15 protein-coding genes are annotated in these 24101 nt (G+C 40.3%); 3 read left to right on the plus strand and 12 right to left on the minus strand.

Features of this window, described 5'->3' with window-relative positions; translation table 11 throughout:
• Positions 1 to 447: 447 nt before the first annotated feature.
• Both CLV99_RS07720 and CLV99_RS07725 read left to right on the plus strand, forming a co-directional pair.
• Positions 448 to 1551, plus strand: coding sequence for a hypothetical protein (locus CLV99_RS07720; RefSeq protein ID WP_133583898.1), 1104 nt, complete (start codon positions 448 to 450; stop codon positions 1549 to 1551).
• A complete protein-coding gene (locus tag CLV99_RS07725) occupies positions 1548 to 1772 on the plus strand; it encodes a hypothetical protein (RefSeq protein WP_133583899.1) in 225 nt (74 codons plus the stop codon). Before CLV99_RS07720 ends, CLV99_RS07725 begins: the two co-directional genes overlap by 4 nt.
• Positions 1773 to 2053: 281 nt before the next feature.
• On the opposite strand, the gene CLV99_RS07730 is transcribed toward CLV99_RS07725, so the two are convergent.
• From CLV99_RS07730 to rhaT, 5 genes are read right to left on the minus strand one after another with little or no spacing between them, the layout of a single operon-like run.
• Complete coding sequence (locus tag CLV99_RS07730) at positions 2054 to 3094, minus strand: GntR family transcriptional regulator (protein WP_133583900.1); 1041 nt, start codon at positions 3092 to 3094, stop codon at positions 2054 to 2056.
• A 21-nt stretch (positions 3095 to 3115) separates the two neighbouring features.
• Positions 3116 to 4468, minus strand: a complete 1353-nt coding sequence (locus tag CLV99_RS07735) for an FGGY-family carbohydrate kinase (RefSeq protein WP_317126624.1) — start codon at positions 4466 to 4468, stop codon at positions 3116 to 3118.
• Positions 4469 to 4480: 12 nt separating this feature from the next.
• A complete protein-coding gene (locus tag CLV99_RS07740) occupies positions 4481 to 5755 on the minus strand; it encodes a sugar isomerase (protein ID WP_133583901.1) in 1275 nt (424 codons plus the stop codon).
• 56 nt (positions 5756 to 5811) lie between these two features.
• Complete coding sequence (locus CLV99_RS07745) at positions 5812 to 7926, minus strand: bifunctional aldolase/short-chain dehydrogenase (protein WP_133583902.1); 2115 nt, start codon at positions 7924 to 7926, stop codon at positions 5812 to 5814.
• Between the two features lie 13 nt (positions 7927 to 7939).
• A complete protein-coding gene (rhaT, locus tag CLV99_RS07750; RefSeq protein ID WP_133583903.1) occupies positions 7940 to 9013 on the minus strand; it encodes an L-rhamnose/proton symporter RhaT in 1074 nt (357 codons plus the stop codon).
• A 170-nt stretch (positions 9014 to 9183) separates the two neighbouring features.
• Here rhaT and CLV99_RS07755 point away from each other — a divergent pair, with 170 nt between their 5' ends.
• Positions 9184 to 10359 carry an alpha-hydroxy acid oxidase gene (locus tag CLV99_RS07755; protein ID WP_133583904.1) on the plus strand — a complete coding sequence of 392 codons (1176 nt, stop codon included), beginning with the start codon at positions 9184 to 9186 and terminating at the stop codon, positions 10357 to 10359.
• A 95-nt stretch (positions 10360 to 10454) separates the two neighbouring features.
• Here CLV99_RS07755 and CLV99_RS07760 read toward each other — a convergent pair whose 3' ends face one another.
• Genes CLV99_RS07760 through CLV99_RS07790 form a run of 7 tightly spaced genes read right to left on the minus strand, consistent with a single transcriptional unit; the run spans position 10455 to position 24028 of the window.
• Complete coding sequence (locus tag CLV99_RS07760) at positions 10455 to 13250, minus strand: family 78 glycoside hydrolase catalytic domain (protein ID WP_133583905.1); 2796 nt, start codon at positions 13248 to 13250, stop codon at positions 10455 to 10457.
• Positions 13247 to 14167: an alpha/beta hydrolase gene (locus tag CLV99_RS07765; protein ID WP_133583906.1), complete on the minus strand. Its 921-nt coding sequence runs from the start codon at positions 14165 to 14167 to the stop codon at positions 13247 to 13249. Before CLV99_RS07765 ends, CLV99_RS07760 begins: the two co-directional genes overlap by 4 nt.
• Before the next feature lie 10 nt (positions 14168 to 14177).
• Positions 14178 to 15479 (minus strand): hypothetical protein, encoded by a 1302-nt coding sequence (locus CLV99_RS07770; protein WP_133583907.1) that lies wholly within the window; start codon positions 15477 to 15479, stop codon positions 14178 to 14180.
• An 8-nt stretch (positions 15480 to 15487) separates the two neighbouring features.
• Positions 15488 to 17782, minus strand: a complete 2295-nt coding sequence (locus CLV99_RS07775) for an NHL repeat-containing protein (protein ID WP_133583908.1) — start codon at positions 17780 to 17782, stop codon at positions 15488 to 15490.
• 10 nt (positions 17783 to 17792) lie between these two features.
• Positions 17793 to 19097, minus strand: a complete 1305-nt coding sequence (locus CLV99_RS07780; RefSeq protein WP_133583909.1) for an IPT/TIG domain-containing protein — start codon at positions 19095 to 19097, stop codon at positions 17793 to 17795.
• 10 nt (positions 19098 to 19107) lie between these two features.
• Positions 19108 to 20715 carry a RagB/SusD family nutrient uptake outer membrane protein gene (locus CLV99_RS07785; RefSeq protein ID WP_133583910.1) on the minus strand — a complete coding sequence of 536 codons (1608 nt, stop codon included), beginning with the start codon at positions 20713 to 20715 and terminating at the stop codon, positions 19108 to 19110.
• A 10-nt stretch (positions 20716 to 20725) separates the two neighbouring features.
• Entirely contained in the window at positions 20726 to 24028 is a 3303-nt protein-coding gene (locus tag CLV99_RS07790) for a TonB-dependent receptor (RefSeq protein ID WP_162850054.1), read from the minus strand.
• Positions 24029 to 24101: the final 73 nt, after the last annotated feature.

Here is a 24101-nt window from a genome sequence, read left to right on the forward strand (position 1 = left end):
AAAAACAAGGATATTAAATTTCGATAGGTAATAGGCTCGATTCGCCTAGCTAGTGCTCCTTTCCAAGGAATTCCTTCCCCATGATGGTGCTTCAATGCTTGAAGTACCTAATGAGTAATTAATCCCTAAAGAGCATCTGCTGGTAAGTGAAGGAGATACGAATTACAGAAAATAGCTCCTATGGACGCAAGGTTATATTTAGGCAATTATACATTTATAGTAAGATCTTTTAAATCGCACAGAATTGGTTGCTTTCTTTTTCACCGAAGAAATAGCCCGTTGTACCTAATATTTAAGTCTATTAACCTAAAAACACATTAGCAATTGTTAGAACAAGGTTATAATTGTATATCAATCTGAAAATATGCATATAGCAACTATTTGACGAATAATATATCATCCAAACTTTAGACTTTTTTCTGCCTTTGCATAAAATCTATATTTATTATGAATAGATCTACTCAATTCTTGAATTATATTACGATTACTGTTAATACACTTTTCATCTTGCTCCTCGTTACTTCTAGTAATACGATGGCACAGACTATCCATACGAAAGATGTAGTCAACTTTTGGAATGCTTATGACCAGATTCATCAAACCAATTCGCACGAGAAGCAATTGGACATTATAAACACAATATACCTGAATCCTGGATCAGATGGGCTGAAAAAGCTCTGTCAAACCATGAATTACAGCGACTCAACCTTTGTTCGATCTATAGTTACGTACCCTAAATTCTGGAACTCATTACGGGTCAAAACGGAATCCTTACAACAGGAAAACCTAAACATTCAGAAGCATGTGAAGACTTTGAAGTCACTATATCCTGATCTACAACCATCAAATCTATATATGTGTATAGGATTGGGTAGTGCCGGTGGTAGACCTATAGGTAAAGACCTGGTCATCGGGCTTGAACTGGCATTGGGAGACTCTTCAATAAATACAACTGAACTGAGGTCGCAAGATAAGAGAGATTTCTATAAGTCGGCCCAGTCCAACGGATTGGAATTTATAGCTGTCCATGAATACATACACACGCAACAGAAGAAATCGAGCAGTAACTATGTGCTGAAACAGGCTATAAGAGAAGGTTCCTGCGACTTTATGGCCGAATTGGTAATTGGAAGGCCACTAACCATTAACTATATCAAATATGGCTATGCCAACTACCAGAAGTCATTCGACTTGCTGAGGAAGGATCTGGTCAATCCGAATCTGAACAATTGGTTTTATAACTATGATGTGTCGACGATAAAAGATCTGGGCTATTTTATGGGGTATGTGATATCCAAAAAGTACTATGAGAATAGCTTAGATCCATCGCAGGCCATCAAAGAGATTATTGAGTTGGATTATGCTGATGATGAAGCTGTATTTAGCTTTCTGAATAAGTCTGGTGTATTTGATGAGTCTCTGGATTATGCTGGAGAGCTTATTAAATTCAAATCGGATTGTCCCACTATAGAAAGTATAACGCCTATTGGAGAGGACAAAGTGATAGCCTCTACTACGAAAAAGATAGGGATTGCTTTTTTAAGCCGATGAAAAATGGCACTTCGATGAGGGTTTCTGAAAAAGGTAGAGCGTACTTTCCACTGGAAAAAGTCATTGGATTTAGCGAAGACAAAAAAACGCTTTGGCTTGAATTGAATATCCAAAAAGATAAGGCTTACGAATTTGTGGTTACAGATAAAGCATTCCAGTCGGAAGATGGATATCCTCTAAGAGAAACAACATATTTAATTCAATTTGAGGTAAAAGAATAATGAAAGGGTAGCTACAATATGGTAATTATTTCTAGCTTGTGCAATTACTTAGCACCATCAATAAATCCTCCTCGCGAAACCGTTGCAGATCGACATCCACCAGTAGATCTATATAGGCATGAAAATAAAGCGAAATACGCTGTAAAAACTCTATAGGTGACTCGAAAGCCCCCTCCTAGTACTTGGCATACCTCGAACGGGCAATGATAAAATCATCACTAAAGGGACCAAATAAATATTCTAAAGAAAGACTTAAATCTGTGGAGAACCTATTCAAAAAATTAAATAGAAGATCTGAGCGTTAAATAAAATGGAGCTTCAATATGCTGTTTTGAGTTTTCTTTTATCAATTGGGCAGCGGTTTTGCCCATAAACTCAAAATCTGTAGAAATTGTTGTAATACCGTCCAAAATAAATTTCTTAAGCGGAGTTTCATTATAAGAAATAATCCCCACCTCTTTGCCTATGCTTTGTTTCGTTTGAATAACCTTATCGAGTAATTTAACAAGATCGGCCTCTTCTAAATTAATATAGCATGTCCCATTTTCAATTTTTTCTTTTTCTAATTCGGACACCAATAAATGATCAAATGCATACTGTTGACAAAACTTATAGAATCCCTTAATAATAGCCTTCGGATAATCACTATGGTCTGGAAATATGAGTTTTAAAGAGTGGTACTTCGACAACTCTGGGAGTGCCTTTTCTAATGCGGAGTATATATCTGCTTCATAATTTTCGAACACTGCGGGATATTCTCCTTGAATCTCGGGTAAGTTTTTACCAAGAACCAATAATTTTTCAATCGGGATTAATTTACTGATAACTTCGGGAGCACGGTCCCGTCCCTCTTTAAAATGTGGAAAAATGACATAGTAGTCGTAAATCTTCGTTAAATTCGTTAACAATGACCTTAAATAAGATACGTCGCTATTATACACAAAAAGGTCTATCGATGCTATTTCTACTATCTCCTGTGAAAAGGCATCGTACACAATTTTCTTATGAGCACTTAACTTATTCAATAGAAATGCTATTCTTATTCTCCTCTTAAGATCTGTAGTAGCAACAAAATATCCTTTACCAGGAGAAGATGTTATTATTCCTTTTGCTTTTAGCAGCTTATAGGCTTTCTCTACTGTATCGCGTGATATATCTAAATAAGTACTCAGTTCGTTAATCGAATTTAGCGGAGCCTCTTTCTCTAAATAGTTATTTTTTATCCCTTCAATAACAGCGTCGGCTAATTGTTGATACTTTGGCGTAGATGAGAAATCACTAATTTCAATAGTTCTCAAAAATTCCGACGCTGTCTTATTCATAGGTATTTATCTTAATTCTAATTAGTTTCTATAGTACGTTAATTCTATAATATTATTGGGTATGGCACATGTGTTCCAGTGATCGTGTATGGCTAGTGCTGCACCAATCGCGGTAGCCTGCGCCATAGAAGCCGCAAAAACCTCCATTTCAGAAAACTCATATGCCAATAGGTTCATGTATATATTATTTTTACTAAATCCGCCATCCACAAAAATACGAGATATGGGTTGCCTGCCCAAAACCAATTTTGTAGCCTTTATCTGTACCTTCACTAAGTGTAACATCAGGGCGTGATAAGCATGCTGAAAGCTATCATACTCTTTTAATTCTATCTGCTGGAAATCCTGCAATGCATTGCCTAGATTCTGATCTCTTAGCATTGAGATCGTTTCCCAACAGATATCGATATGCTTAAGTTTAGCTTGGCTTTCATTAAAATGATCAGCAATACGTTTCGCTTGTCTATCGTGTTCATAACCTGCAAACAGCCGCGAAGCTTTTACCGCATTACCTAAGTAAGAATAATAAAATAAGCAATCTTGATCAAGATCTGCTTTACATAGAATATCAGCATTAAATGGATTAAATGATATACACCAGGTTCCTGTAGAAATCAAAATAAATGGTTCATGAAAATTCAGCAGGTAGGGAATCAAGGCCGAAGAGCTATCGTGCAGACCAACTCCGATTTTGATGGTACTACCTGGAAATGTGGCCGGATATACTGTATTGGCGGCTACTATAGGAGCTAGCTTCCTATCCACCCCCTCGTCAGTAACCCAAGAGTGATAATCATTTCGTTCGAAATCCCATAACGCCGTATGGCAGCCTATACTCGTTTTATCAGTATAGGCTACCCCTGATAATAAAAAGCTGAGGTACTGTGGCAGGTGAAGGGCATAGCTTATATGTTCATAAACAGCTCCATTTTCTCTTTTTAACCTATACAGCTGTAAACCTGAATTTAAACTACCTAAAGCAGGAGATGCAGTGGAGAGGCAAAATGCCTCTTCTCCTTGGTATCGATCATAAAGCTCCGTGCTGAGCTCTTCAGGATAAGGCTTCAGGTAATTGTACAATGGCGCCAAAGGGTGACCGTTTTTATCGAGATAGACTAAGCTTGCACCATATGAAGCAAAATTGATTGCTTTGATTTCATATTGTGTACTCCTAAAGATCTCGTGCAACGAATCAAATATTGATAACCGCAAACTTTCCAGATTTTCACATGGATCCCCGTCTTCATCGCTTACTTCATTGAATCGTGCAGATCTTTCAAACAGTAGTTGGTATTTCTCATTAAACAGAAACAGCTTCTTATTGGTTTTCCCTACATCAAAAATGGCTATAACCGGAATTCGTTTACTCATCATTATCCTCGCTATTTATAAACCTGTAGCAATAGAGTTTTCTCCTCTCTCGGTAATCAATAGGTTTCGAATCTCAAGTTCTTGATATAGCTTCACCGGATCTAAAGCAGCGTGATTGCGTAGCCGTGCTTCTGCTACTACAGCCCGTACATCCGTACGAAAAGCATGTTGTAGAATCTCTTGTGCCTGAACTACATCATTAGTTAGCTGCGCCCGCTTTAGTGCTGCTCTATCAACCAGTAGTGCTTGGGCATAAGCTATCATAATGGCCTCTACCGACTGTAATAGGTCCAACAAGGGATCTTTCAGATTGTGTGAGGCATCGATCATCCAGCCTAATGCGGTAGCGTGATCCATACCATTATGATCCATCCCTTCGACAAGCTCATTAAAAATCAGGAATAATTGATAGGGTTTGATACTGCCTGCTGTAAGATCATCATCCGCATACTTGCTGTCATTAAAATGGAAACCTCCGAGTTTCCCCTCCATCAATAGCAGAGAAACAATTTGTTCAATATTTGAATTGGGGAGATGGTGCCCTAAATCTACAAGGGTATATGCCTGGGGGCCTAACTTGGACGCCAATAAAAGAGACTGTCCCCAATCCGCTATTGTAGTACTGTAGAAATTAGGTTCAAAGGCTTTATACTCCACAAACATTTTCCAATCCGGAGGAAGGTTCTTGTAAATTTCCTGAAGACTGGCTAACGTATTTTGAAATGCCTCTCGAAAGTTCAGTTGTCCTGGGAATGAAGAACCATCTGCCAGCCATATCGTCAATGCTTTGGAGCCCAACGTTACGCCATGCTGTATTACAGATACATTATGATCTATGGCCTGTTTTCTAACAGCTGGGTTAACGTCCTGTAGAGAGCCGTATTTATAACTGTGCTTTTGTCCCTTTTGGTCTTGAAATGTATTGGAATTTACAGCGTCAAACTGTAGATCAAGTGATGCAGCCAATTCTTTGATCTTTTCGACATGCTGTGGAATATCCCATGGGATATGTAACGATATAGCACCACTGCTCTTATTCAGCGCGTGCAAAAGACCTACATCTTCTATCTTTTGCTCCAAGGTAGCAGGCTCACCTTTTCCAGAAAACCGACCAAACCTGGTTCCTCCGGTTCCCAATGCCCAACTAGGGATCGCAATCTGGAAGCGTTGAAGTTTCGAGACCAGCGATTCTACGGTATCACATTCCTGTTTAAAAAAGTTAAATTTTCTTTGGTGCTGTTCAAGTAATACAGCGTTATGCTCTTCTATTTTTTTCTTTTCAAGTATCATAGTTTATATTGATTACAGAAAGATAGTAAATATCTTCGAATGACATAATAGGTCTTTTAGCGAACGAAAGACATAGCAATGCCTCCATCTACATTTAATACATTTCCAGTGGACTTCTGAAGCGCTCCCCCCACAAATGCAAAGCAGGCATTCGCAATATCCTCTGGTAAGATAATCTCATTTAGCAAAGTCCGTTTGGCATAGTAAGCCGGGAGCTCTTCAATCTGGATACCGTATGCTTTGGCTCTTCCCTCTGCCCAGCCACCGGACCATATATTACTATCCGATATCACCGCATCCGGATTTACCGTATTCACTCTCACTTTATAGGGGCCCAATTCTGCCGCAGTAAGACGACTCAGATGCAATTGTGCTGCCTTAGCAGATCCATACCCCGCATTATTAGGACCTGAAACTAACGCATTCTTGCTTACGATATTAATAATATCACCTCCTATTCCTTGAGCCTTAAATATTCCAGCAACAGCCTTACTCATGAAAAACTGACCTTTGACCAATACATCATATAAGAGATCCCAATCCTTCTCGCTATGCTCTTCAAGAGGCTTTGAGATGGAAAGGCCTGCATTATTTACGATAATGTCTATGCCACCAAAAGCCAATAATGCTGTTGCTAATGCGGCTTCTATCTGTTGCTCGCTAGTAACATCCAATATGGCCTTCTCCACGGTGTCCTTTCCAAAGGTCGCTACGAACTCCTCTTTAACGACATCTAACCTTTCCTGATTAATATCATTCAACAAGACAACCGCTCCCTCCATCACGAACTTTTTAGCTATTGCCTTTCCTATCCCCCCCCCACTGCCTGTTACTAAAGCGATTTTGCCCGATAATGGCTTCGCTTTTGGCATACGTTGCAGTTTTGCTTCTTCAAGCAACCAGTACTCAATGTCAAAGGCTTCTTGCCTCGGCAACGAAGTGTATTCGCTGATTGCCTCTGCCCCTTTCATCACGTTGATAGCGTTGATATAAAACTCTGCTGCGACTCTGGCTGTCTGTTTATCCTTAGCAAAAGAAAACAAACCAACTCCCGGATAGATTATGATTACGGGATTTCTGTCCCTTATGGCTGGACTATCGATATGCTTACAAGATTCGTAATACGCCTGATACATTTGACGGTAACCTTCGAATAACGGCGACAGCTTTTCCTTCAGCGCTATTATATCGGACAGGTCTGCATCTTTATCCAGATTCAAAATAAGTGGTTGTATCTTCGTCCGCAAGAAATGATCGGGGCAACTAGTGCCTAGCGGAGCCAAGCGATCTAAATCATTTGAGTTGATAAACTCCATCACGGCATCGCTATCTGTAAAATGTCCGATCATCGATCGTTCTTGTGAACAAAAGCCCCTCAATAACGGTGCAATTGCGGCAGCCTGTTTAAGCCGTTGTTCTTTCGATAAGCTATCCATTTTTTTGCCCGCAAATATGGGAGCTTTTTTACCTAAGTTGGACTCTAGGTAAGCAGCGCATTGCTCAATAACGTCTAAAGAATTGACATAACAGTCATACGCTGTATCCCCCCAGGTAAACAAACCATGCGACCCCAACATAATTCCTCTAATATGAGGATTTTGCGCCAAGCAGTCCCGTAATTGAAGACCTAGATCGAATCCTGGCTTTTGCCAATCTACCCAGCCTATTGTGCCACCAAACAATTCTTTGGTGATACGCTTTCCATCTTTAGCCGCTGCAATCGCAATGGCAGCATCTGGATGAAGGTGGTCAATGTGTTTGAAAGGTAAAAAGGCATGCAAAGGTGTATCTATAGACGGCGCTTTAGAGTCCAACTCAAAAATACAGTGGTTAAATAAAGCGACCATCTCGTCTTCGTATGCAAGACCTTGATATACATTTTCCAGCGCACGCAACCGCTGTACATACAATGCCGCTAAGCCACTTTTAGTGAGCGTACCAATATCGCCACCTGATCCTTTGATCCACATGACCTCGACCTCTTCTTTCGTCAAAGGATCACGATCAAATGTCTTACAAGACGTATTTCCTCCTCCATAATTCGTAATCCGAAGGTCAGCCCCCAATAAATTGGAACGGTAAAGTAGTAAAGCGACCTCGTCTCCCATCAGGGAATTGGCCTTATCCTCATCCCAAAGGTAGTTTACGTGTTTATAAATTTTCTGTTGCATAATTGCTATATGATTATTCTAATGTTTTAGCCAAACCTACTACACAGATCGACAGGATGATGACGATAATTCCTCCAATAATTGATCTGTATGTTTTTTTACTTACCAGCTTCCATTCCTTCAGAAATATCCCCCAGGCATTAGATATTAAAATGATAAATGCCATATGTAAAATCCAAGAACTGGCTCCATTGCCCAACTTGCTCTCACCCATACCATAAAAGAAAAACTGCAGGTACCATGTCGTACCAGCTAATGCACACAATAAGAAATTCTTGCCTAAAGGTGTCTTACTATTTCCATAGTCTGTTATGGTTTTATTTTTGAAAAGTAGGTAAATACAATAAAGAAAATTGCTAGTAAAACCTCCCCATAGAATGACTACATATGTCACATTATTCTGATAAAGAAACTCCCCTTGGGCTGGATTCACCGTTTTCCAAATGGTATTAGCTACGTCAGCCATAGATTTACCTGATTCAATACCAAAATTGAAGCAGGCACTCAGCAATCCCGATACTAATGCCACAAGAATACCTGCACCAAAATTATATTCGGAACGGCCAGTTTCAATCGATTCCTTCAAATCTTTATCCTTAGACATACCTGCTTTAGCACAGAGATAAATACCGAGTACGCAAATACCCAAACCTGTTAATACACAAAGTCCCGCTCTAGTAGTGAAGAAATAATCTAATCCATGCTTGCCCGTGACGGGCAAGAAATAATAATAAACAGCTGGCATAAGGGCTCCCAGAACCATACTCAAGCCCAAAATAATACTACTCCCTAAAGATACGCCTAAATAACGCACCCCTAGGCCGTAAGTCAATCCACCAATCCCCCACAATACACCAAACATAAATGTGTATCCAATTATGGATGAATCTGTCTGCTGAATGATGTGGAAAAAATCCGGAATGGTAATCCAAGCCGCAATGGGTGGAACAAGGATCCAGGAAAAAACTCCGCCAAGAATCCACATGGATTCCCAGGACCAACCCTTGACTTTCTTATACGGCACGTAAAAACTCCCAGAGGCAAAACCTCCAATAAAATGAAAAAAGACTCCTAAAATTGCATTCATAAATTTCTCATAATTGATTAAAGCCCTAGTTTAAACTTACTATCAGATTCAAATATATCCCAACACATTCAATAAACCATACTGCGGTATCCTGCAACGATTAGCAGCTGAAAATTTGGAACTAAACAATAAATACTCCTATTATTACAGCGGACAATTAACAAACGCAAATGGATAAACCTATTTTTACGTACAATAAAAAATACCCATCAGTCAATGACTTAAAAAGCAGAGCAAAAAAACGGATACCCAAGTTCGCATTCGATTATTTGGAAGGAGGCTGTAATGAAGAGTTGAACTTACGGGTTAATGAAGAGGACTTACAACAGATTAAATTAATGCCTTCTTACCTCAAAAGCCATTCTGGTGTGGACATGCGGGTAGAACTATTTGGACAGATATATGATGCGCCCTTTGGTATATCACCTATTGGTCTCCAAGGCTTAATGTGGCCCAAATCGCCCGAAATTTTAGCAAGGGCAGCAGTAGCAGAGAATATTCCTTTTGTACTTAGTACAGTTTCAACAAGCAGTATCGAAACGATTGCTAAAATTACCAATGGAAAATTTTGGTTCCAGCTATACCACCCGACTAAGCAAGAAGTGCTTGATGATATATTAAATCGATTGGAACGTGCGCAATGTAAAGTCCTAGTCGTATTGATCGATGTCCCTGTATTTGGTTTACGATATAAAGAGATCAAAGCAGGCTTATCGATGCCTCCAAAAAACAATATACGGAATTATCTACAGGCAGTAACTCGGCCCCTATGGAGTATCCAAACGCTCAAAGCCGGTATTCCATCATTTGCTTCGCTAAGCCCATATATGGACAAAAATATGGATATTAAACAATTAGGGAAATTTATGGACAGCACATTTACTGGGCGTGTTGATATTGATAAATTGAACTATATCCGTCAAAAATGGAAAGGGACACTAGTAGTTAAAGGGGTCGTGAATGAAGTGGATGCTGATCTATGTGCTCGTATAGGAGTAGATGGCGTCATCGTCTCCAATCACGGCGGCCGCCAGATCGATGTTGGAGAATCTACCATTTCTTCTTTGCAGAGACTTCGTGCGAAATACAAGAATAAATTTACCATAATGATTGACAGCGGGTTACGATCGGGTCCCGATATTGCTCGTGCCCTAGCCTGTGGTGCCGATTTCACCTTTATGGGGCGACCATTTATGTATGGAGTCGGTGCACTTGGCGATACTGGAGGAACACATACCATCCGGATGTTGAAAGCACAATTCTATCAAACTATGCAACAGCTAAGCTGTGAAAAAAACAAAGACTTACCTGCCACGCTGATCATGTCAGGATCTAAATCTTTATAGTTAAATATGAAATACAATCGAATATAAAAAGCTACCTTATTAGGGTAGCTTCTATCTATATATTTACAATATTCAGCGATTCACGCTATCTAAGTTTAAAAATTATAACTACCAGAGGCCAATTGGTAAATACGTTCTTTTTTATCTTCTCTTATCAGTTGAATATGTTTGCCATCAACTGGAATAACTATCTGATCTGCCGTTTTTAGCTTAAGTATCGCATTAGTGTTTACAGGAACTTCAATTTCCATTGCTAATTGTCCAGCAGTCCTTTTCCAATTGGAGCGAATAGTGCCGTAAGGAGATTCAAAGTGGGCCTTGACCCAGGTCAAATGGGTAGAGGTTGCTGCCGGTGGCTCGATAACAAATTCTTCATAGCCGGGCTTATGGACTTTGATACCTGCGACACCATCCATATACCAAGCTCCCGGATATAAGAAGGAGCTGTGTAACAGGGAGTGACCAGGCAGATCTTTCTCCCACATTTCCCAAATAGTGGTTGCATTATTGGCTTTCATATAACCCCAACTGGGATAGGTATCTTTGGAGGTCATGCTATAGATCAGGTCATTACGGTTGTGGTCGCGCAGCAGTTTGAACAACATAGCCCCGCCAGTAATGCCTACATGGATATGCCCTTTACGCTGGACAATTATCTCTCTTTCTAGTTGCTCCCAGATATTTTCTTTATAGTCTTGAGGAACTACATCTGCCAATAGTGCCATAGTAGTATTGCCCATAGCCCCATCAGCATATTTTACAGTTTTAGTATCAAAGTAAGCTTCATTAATAGCCTCGGTGTATTGCTTAACCTGCTGTTCCCATAGTTCGACTTGTTGGTCTTGCCCAATAACCCGAGCAATCTCGATAGCGGTTTTCAAATTATATATGCGGTAAAGGTTGTTGAAACAGAGATTTTGAGGACTATCGTTATTCATTCCTTCCTCGGTGGCATTGGGCCATAGCCAGTCACCTAGAAAATCCCATTTGCCTCCGAAACGTTGTAGTAAGCCGTCTTTGGTATGGCTATCCAAAAATTCCATCCAATTTTTTATGAGATCATAATTCTCCTTTAGTATACGGACATCATTGTATTGTTGGTAATAGTACCAAGGCAACGATACGACAATCCCGCCCCAGGCAGGCCCCCCCCCTCCCATATAAGTGGGTGCAGTATGGGGAAGTATGCCTTTGTGTAAGGCTCTTCCTCCCATGACAGCCTTACGAGCAAAGCTGGCATCATACATATCCCCCACAATAGACTCTGTACCGGCAACATCCCTCCAATCTTCCATCCACTTTCTGTAAAAAGCTGCCGTACCGTAGTTCAACATTCCTGTCTCGCAAGTAGCATGCGCATCTCCGCCATACCCTAGCCGCTCGCGCTGTGGACAATCTACGATAAAACCACCCAATGATAAATTTTCATAAGTCCATTTCACTGTATTGTATATCCAGTTATGCAAGCTATCCGAACAGCTAAAGCTGGCATGATCAGTATAATTAGTACGTACAAGCCATCCTTTAATGTCATTTAAATCTGGCTTTTTGGTCAGCCCCTCGATGGTAATCCATCGCCCAGAACTATAATTAAAACGATTGGTAAATGTACCTTTACCAGTTTTATCAAAAATGTAACCACTACGTATTCCGAAGGTCATCTTCTCCCCTTCTCGCTCTGAAAAATAAATATTAGCTCTCTGACCTGGCTTACCTTCTAAATTCAACGAGGTCCAGCCTGCAAAATTAACTCCCATATCGATCAAATAACTACTGTCATTGATCATACTTATAGAAATGGGGCGTATCTCGTCTAATACGCTATTGCCTTCCACCTGTTGCCATGAAAGCTTTAATTTTGGATTGTACTGTACTGCCTTTTTCCAGTCCGTATCCTTGTATTTGGAGGTATTCCAATCGGGATCTTCCTCATTGGCATCCCAGAGTTCCCCGCCCATTTTATGAGTATCCCACGTCCCTAGCAGCTTATTGGGACTATGTTTGTATTTCCAAGAGGAGTCTGTCGATAAACGAAAAAAGGGTTGGTCGAAGGCTCCAGGATGCCTGTGCGCATAACAAGCTAACTGTGCGATAACGATGGGTGTATTGGGGCGGTGTTTACCAACATATGGACCATGAATAGACCATCCTGTCCCAAGCCATATGCCGATCACGTTGACTCCTTTCTGTAAATAGGGGCCGATATCGTAACTAACGTAACGTGCTCTCTTTGTGTGATCGGTAACCGCTGTGGCCATGACGTCTGTACTTACCTTTTTACCGTTTACAAATAGATCATGAAAACCTACAGATGCAACGTGAAGGAAAGCTTGCTGAGGCTTCTTACTGAGTTGAAAAGATTTCCTAAACCAGGGATCCACGATGTTACAATCTTCCTGTGCTGGATCAAACAAGGTTTCAGAACCGATCCACTCTGCCTTCCAATCGGACTGCTGCAAGAGCCCCATGTGCCAATGGTTGCTGGGGCTCCAATCGGCTTCATTACCGTTTTCATCTTTTACCTTTACCTTCCAATAATAACTGCGGTCAGACTGTAAGGGTTTGCCCTGGTATATATGTTGTTGGCTTTGGCCTGAATTAATCCACCCGGTATCCCAATAGTCTCCAATATGCCGATGTAATAGACTTTCTTCACTAGCAACTAATATTCTATAGGCAGTTTGCTTCTGTCCATAGCGATTTTTATCCAGACTTTTCAATTTCCAACTTAACATAGGGTTTGGATTGTCCACCCCTATGGGATTGGATAAATATTCTACGAGTAATCCGCTTGTGCTGACTGATGCCTTAGCGAATAGTGTTATTGGGCAGGTCAATAACAAAAAAGTTATTAGACAGAGTAAGGGCCAGTGTATTTGTTTATTTCTCATGTGGAGGGCTTTGGTATGATTAATTTGTCTATAAAATGGATGCAATTAGGAAACCAATGCTGAAAATGTGGCCAGGTCAAAAAACCGTGTTCACCTGCGGCATAAATATGCAGCTCTGCTAGCACCTGTTGCTTTTGCAACTGTGCAAAATAGTTCAAACTATTATGGACCGATACGACTTCGTCGGTTTGATTGTGAAACAATAACGTCGGCGAATTGTCTTTTGTGACGTGGTCTTCATTGGAAAAAAACGAAATGACCCTCGCGGTTGTATCCGCACCTATTAGGTTCTGCCGAGACCCTTTGTGCGTCCACTCATCTTTAAAGCTCACAATCGGATTGACAAGTACTAGAAAATTGGGCTTAAGAGAAGTATTCAGTTTATTGGGGATAAAATTGGCAGAAAAGTGTGACATAGATAGTGCCGCTAAATGTCCGCCAGCAGAAAACCCCATGACTCCTACGCGATTACTGTCAATAGCTAGGGTCTCGGCATGTTCTTTTACCCATTTGATAGCTGCCTGAACGTCTTGCAACGGAGCTATCGATTTGTCCTTCATCAATGTATCATTGGGTAATCGGTAATCCAAGACGATGGCAGTGATACCGCTTTGCTTAAAAGCTCGTGCGATATCAGTACCTTCTCTTTTGTGTAACAACAGATGGTACCCCCCACCTGGACAGATAATTATCGCAGTTCTTTTGTTGTTTTCCTTTTCAGCTTTGAAAATCGCAATCTTTGGTTTATTGACCGAAAACAGTAAGGTATCGACAGTTTCATCATATTTTCTAAAAGAGACGTCTGCTCGTTTAATAAAATTGGGAATATCCTGATCTTGGTACAAATCAAGTTCCTGCTGTGCGAACAAAAAGCTAGATGTCAAAACAAAACAACAGATAATCAAATAGCTATGCATAATGTACAAATTAGTTTAGTTTAAACAACTTTCCTTCACCTGGTAAAAAATCAGTTTGAAAACTGGAATTGCTCAACTGTATGTCACGAAGTCTGCCATCTTGTTTAGATAGCTCACTTAAACCGCTGGCTTTGACTTGAAAACTTAAAGATTCGGTATGATGCAACGATTTATTGACCACCATAATGTAAGTAGTTTTATCCTTTGCATTTACAAATTCGGTCACGAGAATATTTTTATCGGGTTGCTTGCAAATCAAAGGAAAACTCTCCGGATACTTTACCGTGTTCCGGGGCACGTTGGTACCAACATGGTACACATTTATTGCGTCCATTTTCAATAACTCGGGTCCGATTTGCATCATTTCTTTATTAATTTGTGCGAAACTAGGGTATAAATCAGTCTTATTACCTTGGAGATCCACAATGGCTGAGGTGAATTTTTCAGTTCCTCCGCCGGCTGGAGTCCAGTAGGTAAACCAGACAGGCAATTTAATACCGTAGGCCAGATTTGTATAAGCACTGTAACGCAGTTCATTGGCATTAGGCCTGCGTATGCCTATCGATGTACCTATACTCTGTAAGTAAGCCGACGTCTTCACTTTATATTTTAACCCCATTCTTCGGATAACATCCAGATCATGATAATATGGATCTTCACGCAATACGTCATTTTCAAGGAAAGGATAATTATCGAACGAAAGGTATTTTAAGTTGTTTGCCCCTATTAAATTGATCAATTTTTCGACATACTCCTTTTCGTAATTTATGCTGCCCAATGCGCCAGTAGCGTAGCTAGGAAAAAGATTTACGTGCGGAATCGAAGCAGGGCTTGCCTCCAACACCCGTTTATAACGAAAAGCAGCGTCTTGCAGTTCATTGACGACAGGCTCATCCTTGATATAATAGCCGATAGTCGATTCAAAATCTCTATAGTCGGCGATCAGTGCCTGAATATCTTTTTCTGCAAGATTCATTCGATTGTCTGCAACTATCATTTTAATATTATGCTTTGCTGCCATCGTAAGCATAGTTCGCTTATCTGCTACAGTATAATGAGCAGAAATATCCTGAATGAGATTGATATTAGCGTCGGCAATCGCTTTATAATGAACATCGGTGGTAAACTCTTTGGGAGGGGCGACATAAATGCCAATCAGAAAGGGATCATTATCCGTAACGACCGGAGTTTTTTTCGTTGACTCAGGCTCTGTTATTTTATCTTTAGCATTACAAGATACATTACAGATAAATGCACTGATACATAGCAACTGTAGTAGTACTACTTTATATAAGGATTTATTATTCAACATGGTTCTCATTAATTTACTAATCGTATACGTGTGTTATTACGATCGAGGACATAGATTTTTTGTTGGTAGATAGCGATATCGGTCGGAAGATTAACTTGAGCAACAGTAGTCGTCCCATTTACATACCCAGCACTTGCGCCCCCTAACACGGTAGATACCTTGTCACTATTGACATCGATTTTTCGGATGTTAGAGCCTTGAGCATACACTCCAGGATCGTCAAATTTATTTCCTGCACCAGCAACATAGATGTTATTATCTTGATCAACAGAAACTCCCCATGGATGGTAGAAACGTGCCTGAGTACCAATACCATCTGTGTAGCCATGACTTCCCGATTGACCAGCAATTATTTCTGTTTCCCAGGATGATCTATTCACCCGAAAAACCACAGAGCTCCCATTATCCACTATAATTAAATCTCCCTTTTTATCGAGGGTAATTCCTCCAGAGACAATAAAGCGGTCTAATGTACGTGTGGTGAGTGCTCCACCCACTGTCAATTCATAGAGTTTGCCATTACTCGCACTTGGCAAGGCGCTAACTAGATATATTTTACCTAAGATTTCGTCAATGGTAATCCCTTGAGGAAAGGGGATAACCCAACCAAGTACAGTGGTCACAACGCCAGCTGGTGTGATTTTGCGTACTGCCCAATTCCACGTATCGGCAACATACACATTACCTTGACTATCAACGACCAAATCGGTAGGGTGATTAAAAAGTGCAGTACTACCAGTCCCATCTGTATTGCCAATGACGCCAGGATTGCCAGCTAAAGTGCTGACATTACCATTGACATCGATTTTTCGAATACAGTGATTATTTATATCGGCAATGTAAACATTCCCTATATGATCTACCCCCATCCCGGTATTGGTTGCAAAATTAAATCGCGCAGCAGTAGCGCCCCCATCTAAATGTCCCACCTGACCGCTTCCAGATAACGTTGTCACTGTACGGGACGGAACATGCACCGTGAGGGGAAACAACCTACCTTCGCCCGGTAATAAAAGACTACTAAATTGAGATGTGCTAGGGTTAAAATCGGTTGCATTGACACTTCCATTTGTTTTAGAAACCCATTGCACATTAGAAACAGTATTATTTGTTAAAAATGCGGCATTTACAGCAGTTGTCAATGATTTATTCACGATCATAATGTACTCCTGCGCAGTGACCGGATTTAAAAAGTGACTGATAATAAGGTCAAGAGAAGTGTTAACCGGCTTAATAAGAAAATTAATGGGTACCCCTGTCGCTCCTGTTGGAATATTACTTCCACTATGGTATACCGCAACCGCCTTCAGATCCATAAGATGATTACCCGTCATTTTCAATTCAGCATTTAGAATTTTGAAAGGATCATACAAGTTGGTCTTGGCTCCTTTTGGATCGATAATAGCATCTGTAAAAACTTCTGTTTCGTGTTGGGGAGTCCAATAGGTAAACCAAACAGGGATTTTAATACCGTATGCTAAATTACTGTATGCACTAAACCGTAGCTCATCTGTACTAGGCCTTCTAAAAACTCCCTGGACGCCCACGGATTGCAAATAAGATGATGTTTTGATATTGTATTTATTTCCTAGTCGCCGTATAACATCTAAATCATGATAATACTCTGTGGCGCGGAAAGTTCCGTTCCATAGAAATGGATAATTGTCCATTGAAATGTATTTTAAGTTGGCCGCACCTACTAGATTGATCCACTGTTTTACATAATTGTTCTCATAATCTATATTGCCTAGCGCACCTGTGGCATAACTCGGAAACAAATTTACATGGGGTATTTTACTGGAATCATAGGCTAGAACCTTGTTATATCGTGTTGCTGCATCGGCTAGTTGACTTGGTGTAGGTTCGTCTTTAATAAAATATCCTTTTACGGCAGGATGCAAATGATAATCATTCATCATGTCAGTAATCTGCAGATCAGTACCATCGATCCTATTATCTGCAACGATCATCTTTAAACCTGCCTGGTGTGCCATATCTAACATACTTAGCTTACTTGCCAGCGTGTGTTGTCCTGAAATATCCTGTATAAAATCTATATTCGCTTCTTTAATCCATTGATAATTTGTTAAAGTCGTATAACTAAAGGGAGGTGCTAAATAGACACCTATCTCCATCGTTTCGCCTGAGGACAGCGTGCCCATATCAGGAGGTACTATAGCGCTTAATTGCTCATCAATATTGGGTTGAATGAACTCCAACTGTTTACAACTGTAAAACAATATAAAAAGTCCGAACAACATCCCTACATAAGGGATGTTGTTGAATGGTATCGCTCTCATCATACAATAATTACTATTCGGTGATGATTTTACGTATACGCAGGTTTCCTTTATCTAATACATAGATGACACCACTAGCATCAACTACAAGATCTGTGGGAACGGCAAACTTTGCTTCTCCTCCTAATCCATCAAAAAAACCCATAGTACCGCCACCAGCGATGGTACTTACTTTATTCGTCCCGGCTTCAATCATCCGGATATTCGATGCATTAGTAGCGATATCAGGATTATCAAATAAATGACCTGAACCTGCCACATATATATTATTGTCTTTATCTACCGCAACTCCCCAAGGGTGGTTGAAACGAGCTTGTTCGCCCACGCCATCTTGCCATCCCTTTTGGTTTTCGGATCCAGCAATGATCTCTTTTGTCCAAGTGGTAGGGTTGATGCGGTAGATAACCGATTTACCATTATCTGCAATGATAAGTTGATTGTTTTTATCTAAACAAATACCTCCTGATACGATGGGAACATCAACTGACCGCTCCACAAATTGTCCATCACCTTTTAATTCAAACATCTTCCCCTGTGAGGCGGCAGGAAGCGCACTTACGATATAAAGCGAACCATTGCTTCTATTGAAGGTAATCCCTTGGGGGAAGGGTACTACCCAAGCCTTTACGGTAGAAACCTCACCTGCTGTAGAGACTTTACGGATGGCCCAGTTCCAAGTGTCGGCGACATACATATTATCATCGGCATCGAAGGCGATATCGGTAGGATGATTGAATAAAGCAACTTGAGTAGACCCATTGACATTACCTTCTTGTCCAGATATACCAGCATAGGTAGAAATCTCGCCCGAAGCACTAATCTTGCGGATACAATTATTAAATACATCTGCCACGTAAAGATTGCCCTTGGAATCAATATCCATACCAGCATTAACGAAAAAATTAAAAGTAGCACCATTGCCACTGAGGGCATAGGTACTTACCGTACGCTTTAAAGCATAAATAAAGGAATCCTTACTTTCAATTTCTTGATTTCCAATCTTTATTCTAATTTTACCCGTACCTGTACCTTGTGGAATTTTAACAATAATACGTTTTTTATTGGCTCCTAAAATGGGTACTTCAACACCGTTGACTAAGACTTGAATTTTGCTAATGTCTGTACTAAAGTTATCACCATCTATCGAAATTTCGGCAGCTTCACTCCCCTCCATAGGAGCGAATGATGTTAAGACGATGGGCATCGATACATTATGCACATAGCTTTGATCGATTTGTTTGAACACCTCCTCTTGACATCCCATCCATAGCAACGGCGTTAAAAGGCCAAATATGAAATATTTATGTATATTTTTCATTTTTATAGTTTTAATTGTAACCTACATTTTGATGCATATTCTCATTTTTATTTATTTCCGGTTGCGGGATGGGAAACAAATTATAGGTATTCCGATATATCCTATTTTCGACTAAAAAAGGTTCGTAGCTATACGTAGCACCATTTTTAAGTATACGCATCCCCATTGCTTTGGGCATAACTTCTTCGCCGATCTTCCACCTTCTTATATCCCAGAAACGACTTGATTCAAAGGCTAATTCTATCTGCCGCTCTCTACGGATCCGCTCTCTCATTTGAATTTTGTCTAAGTTGGGAGGTAAATTGGGCATTCCTACGCGGGAACGCACTCTATTTATAGCCGCGTGCGTAGCATCATCGGGTGCCGCTAGTGCTTCATTAGCTGCTTCTGCATACATCAATAAAACATCTTCGTATCGCATATATATCCAGTAATGATCACCGGCACGGTAGTCAGGGGCTACGGCAGCATTTTCATCAATCAATTTACGCAGATAGTACCCTGTTTGGGTCAAACTTCCCTCGGCTGAAGTAAGCCCATCCAAGCCTCCTACATAAGTTTGAACTGTTTCGCCTTTCCAAGTACTCCCGTTATACAGGATAGATAGATAAAATCGTGGATCGCGCCCGACATATGGATTATTGATATCATAACCTGATCCTGCTTCCTGGATAGATAAACCATTTTTCATTTCATAGGCATCCACCAAGTTTTGTAAAGGCTGTATCCAGGCAACACCATGCATACTAGGTATAAACATATTTTTCACCCAACCATCGTTGTTAAAATTAGACTGAAAAATTAAGTTTTTAGCACTTCTCTTGTGAAATAGTCCGCTATAATCGGCATCTACATCATATACGTTAAGATCCATGATCTCTTTGGCAGCATGAGCCGCCATCTGCCATTTAGACTGATCATCTGTGGGATTGTGCAATGGACTTGCTGCCAACAAATAGGTGCGCGCCTTTAGCATTAAACTGGCACCTTTGGTGGCTCTACCTAAATTATTCGACGAATGAACCACTGGAAGCAATGGAATTGCAGCCTCACAGTCTCCTACAATGAAGGCTACTACTTCGTCAACTGTATTGCGAGGTAGACTCAGATCGTCGGAAATCTGCAATACACGATCTATAAGAGGAACCTGCCCGTATCTTTTAAACAATTCAAGATAAAAATAAGCCCGTAAAAAATGTGCTTCCCCCTTCATACGTACTTTGCCATCTCTTTGTACACTATTGACGGTAGGTATTTGATCTATTTTATTAATAAACCGGTTTACTTTTCGGATAGATGCGTATAGTGCATTCCAGTTATCTATTGGATTGTATGTAGGTGAGAGCAATCCCCTAGTGTATACCTGTGGGCCATTGAAATAAATTACTGGGCACTTTGCTTCATCAGATGCGGCGGCGTAGGTAAAACTATTTGCCGGCATCCAGTCGTTTGCAAGATCGCCGTAAATGTTTGCTAAAAAGCGTTCGGTTTGGATGTAATCTCCAAAGACCTCGTCTTCGGTCAATCCGCCAGTCTCTGCTTTATCTAGGTAGCCGTTAAAGTCACAAGAGCAGAACAATATGGCGATTATAAAATATAAGTTTATGCTAAATTTCATCTCTATAAAATTAAAAACCAACTGTTAAACCAAAATTCATAATCCGCTGTGCGGGGTAGATAGCACCGATGGTGTTTGCTGCCCAATATTCAGGATCCATCATTTTTTGTGCTCTGGTCCAGGTATATAAATTCATACCATTGGCATAAATACGTATTGAAGAAAGGTTTGCTTTCTTGATAAAGGGTACATCTTTAAAGGTATATCCTAGCTCCAGATTTTTTAAGCGGATATAGCTATTGTCTTCGAGAAAAAATGAAGATGACCGATGGTTATTACTGTTACCACCGTAGTGCAGAGCAGGCCAGGTGGCATTCTCTGCGTTTTCGGGGGTCCATCGATTGAGGTGCTCTTCGCGTACCTTTCCTCCTTCGTAAAATTCCCACGCCATACCACCCACCAATGTACGACTGCTATTGCCAGCACCTTGGAAAAGGAAACTTAAATCAAAATTTTTCCAGTTAACTCCTCCTGAGATACCAAAGAAATACTCCGGGATATTACTTTTTCCAATAGGCCCCATATCATTGTCATCGATAACACCATCTCCATTTCTATCCCTATATTTAACGTCTCCAGGGATTAATTTTCCATATTGAGAAGGACTTAAACGTATATCCATCTCATCTTTGAAAAAACCAATTGCTTCTAATCCCATAATCTGACCTAAGGACTTCCCAGTTGCACGCATATAGTCATATGGTTTATTCTCTTCGTCCATAAAAATGATTTTGTTCTTAGCGTAGGACATATTAGCATTAATGAAATAACTTAACGCATTGATTCTGTTTTTATGCCCCACTTCGAATTCGAAGCCGGCATTATCGACTTTCCCAAAATTTGCAGGGGGAAGATTTGCTCCTGACATGCCAATAAGTCCTGGTACCGAAGAGCGGGTAATTAAAATATTGTTACGTTTCTCACTGAAAACGTCTGCCGTTACACTAAATAAATCGTTCCAAAGTTTAAGCTCTACTCCCACATTCGCTTTCTTGGCTGTTTCCCAGGTTACATCTGGATTGGCCATGGCACCTTCATAGATCCCTTCAACGCCGTAAAGCTGTTCGCCAAATAAATAACCAGAGGCTTGGTTGCGTATAAATTCGGAATTGAACAACCATCTTCTACCGTTTAGCAAATCGCTACCAGTCAAACCATAAGAACCTCTTAACTTTAAGAAAGAAACAACTGTGTTTTGTTTCAAGAAACTTTCTTCAGATAGCACCCATCCAGCAGAAAACGCGGGAAATATACCATAACGCTTATCTGCGGCAAAATTGTCTGTACCATTATACCCAACATTTGCTTCGAAGAAGTATTTGTACATATAATTGTAAGTAAGTCTAGAGACAATTCCCTGAGAAACATAGGGAATGGTATTCCCTAAAACTTTTTGCGTGCGATTGACAAGAAGTAAACCAGTTACATCGTGGTTTGCAAATTTACGTTGGTAATTTAAGGATACATCCATCCAGATATCCCTATTTTGATTGAAAATTGATGTCGGCGCAGAGAGTGGAATATCACTACCTAAATAGGTGTAGTTGTTCTCGTCATTATAGTCGCCGCTTCCTTTGTAAACTGCTCTTCTAACCTGCTTGAGGCGACTAAAATTATTCTGAAAGTAACCGTCGAAGGAATAATTTCCTTTTACAGATAATCCTTCCGTAATAAAGTTAAGCTTACGTGTTGCGGAAAGCATACCCGACAATGAAGAGTTATATGATTCTCTGTAACCTGTCTCATTTAATAGGCGTGCAGGATTCAGAAAAAAGCCATTTTCGGCATAAAATCCCGTAGGATACATAATAGGAAAAGCATTAGGAGGTAATTGATTTAACGTCCAGAATAAGTCAGGAACAGACACATTTGGATCCCTTTTATTCTCGATAGCACCATATAGGTTTAATCCCATAGAAAAATTAGGACTAAAATCTACGTCAATGTTTGAGCGAAAATTATAACGCTTGAAGTTAGACCGAGGGTTATACTGCTTATTTTCTGTTGTTTTATAAATACCGCCTTGGTCGGTAAACCCTATATTAACAAAATACCTTGCTAACGCACTACCGCCGCCGATATTAAAATTGGCCTGTGTCTGTAATGCTGGTTTCATCATCGCATCAAACCAATCTATATTTGGATATTTTAAAGGGTCGGAACCAGTTCTATATGCTTCCAGAGCTTCACTATTATAGGGTGCTGTACCCATTGGGTTGTCGTTTAGGTATGCTTCATTTGCTAAAAGGGCATATTCATAGGACCCTAAATATTTGGGCAGCCGGATGCTGTTTTGAACCGCCGTCTGCACACTTGCGCCAATGGTAGGCTTCCCTTCTTTGCCCCTTCTAGTAGTGACGATAATGACACCATTAGCACCTTTAACTCCATATATTGCAGTAGCCGATGCATCTTTTAAAATCGTTACATTTTCAATTTCATTGACATCCAGCAATCCTATTGCACTATAATCTTTCTGTACGCCGTCGATAGTAATCAAAGGTTCAGCACCATTGAACGATGCTCGCCCTCGGATCAACAACTGGGAACGGTCGTTACCTGGTTCGCCACTGATCTGTATGGCGGTCAGGCCAGGCAACCTGCCCGCTAGAGCATTTGTTACATTGGCTGTGGGGCTCTGCTTCAATTCCTTTAGTCCAATCGAAGCTATCGCACCCGTTTGGGCGATTTTCTTTTGCGTCTGCCCAAAACCCAGTACTACCACTTCTGATAAAGTAGAGTTATCAGCAGCTAGGATTATAACTAATGGACTATACGCTGTGATAGTCTGTTGATAAGGTTTGTACCCTAAGATACTAAAATTCACCTGGTCGCCTAGATTGGCTTGCACCGTAAAGCGTCCTTCTCGATCTGTGACAGTCCCTATCTCTTTTCCCTGTATGCGTACAGATACCCCTGCAATGGGCGATTGTAATGAATCAAGCACCTGTCCTCTGATTTCCTGTTGGAAAGCTTTAAGATCACTTAGGAGATCTGCCGAGGCATTTCGTGTTTTATTCTCTCCTCGCTTTAGCACGATTATTTTATCATGAATTTCATAAGACATAGCCTGCCCATTAAACAACTTATTTAAAGTTTGTTTAAGTGGTTCATTTTCCGAATGAATAGAAATCGGCGACATACCTTTGATATCCAAATTATTATAAAAAAAGGTATAACCTATTTGCTTTTCAATTTTCTGTAAGATTGACGCTATTTTTGTATGCTTTTCATTCAAATTGACTCGTTGACCAAAGACGTTCGCAGAAATCTTCATACACGATATCAGGATCAACATAATTACTATTTTCATCCTCATAATTATAAATCGGAAATTAGTTGATGTTAGAGTTAATACAATTCGATCATGTAAACTACTAAATAGC

Origin of the sequence: Sphingobacterium yanglingense (assembly GCF_004363245.1) — a bacterium.
Taxonomy (GTDB): Bacteria; Bacteroidota; Bacteroidia; order Sphingobacteriales; family Sphingobacteriaceae; genus Sphingobacterium; species Sphingobacterium yanglingense.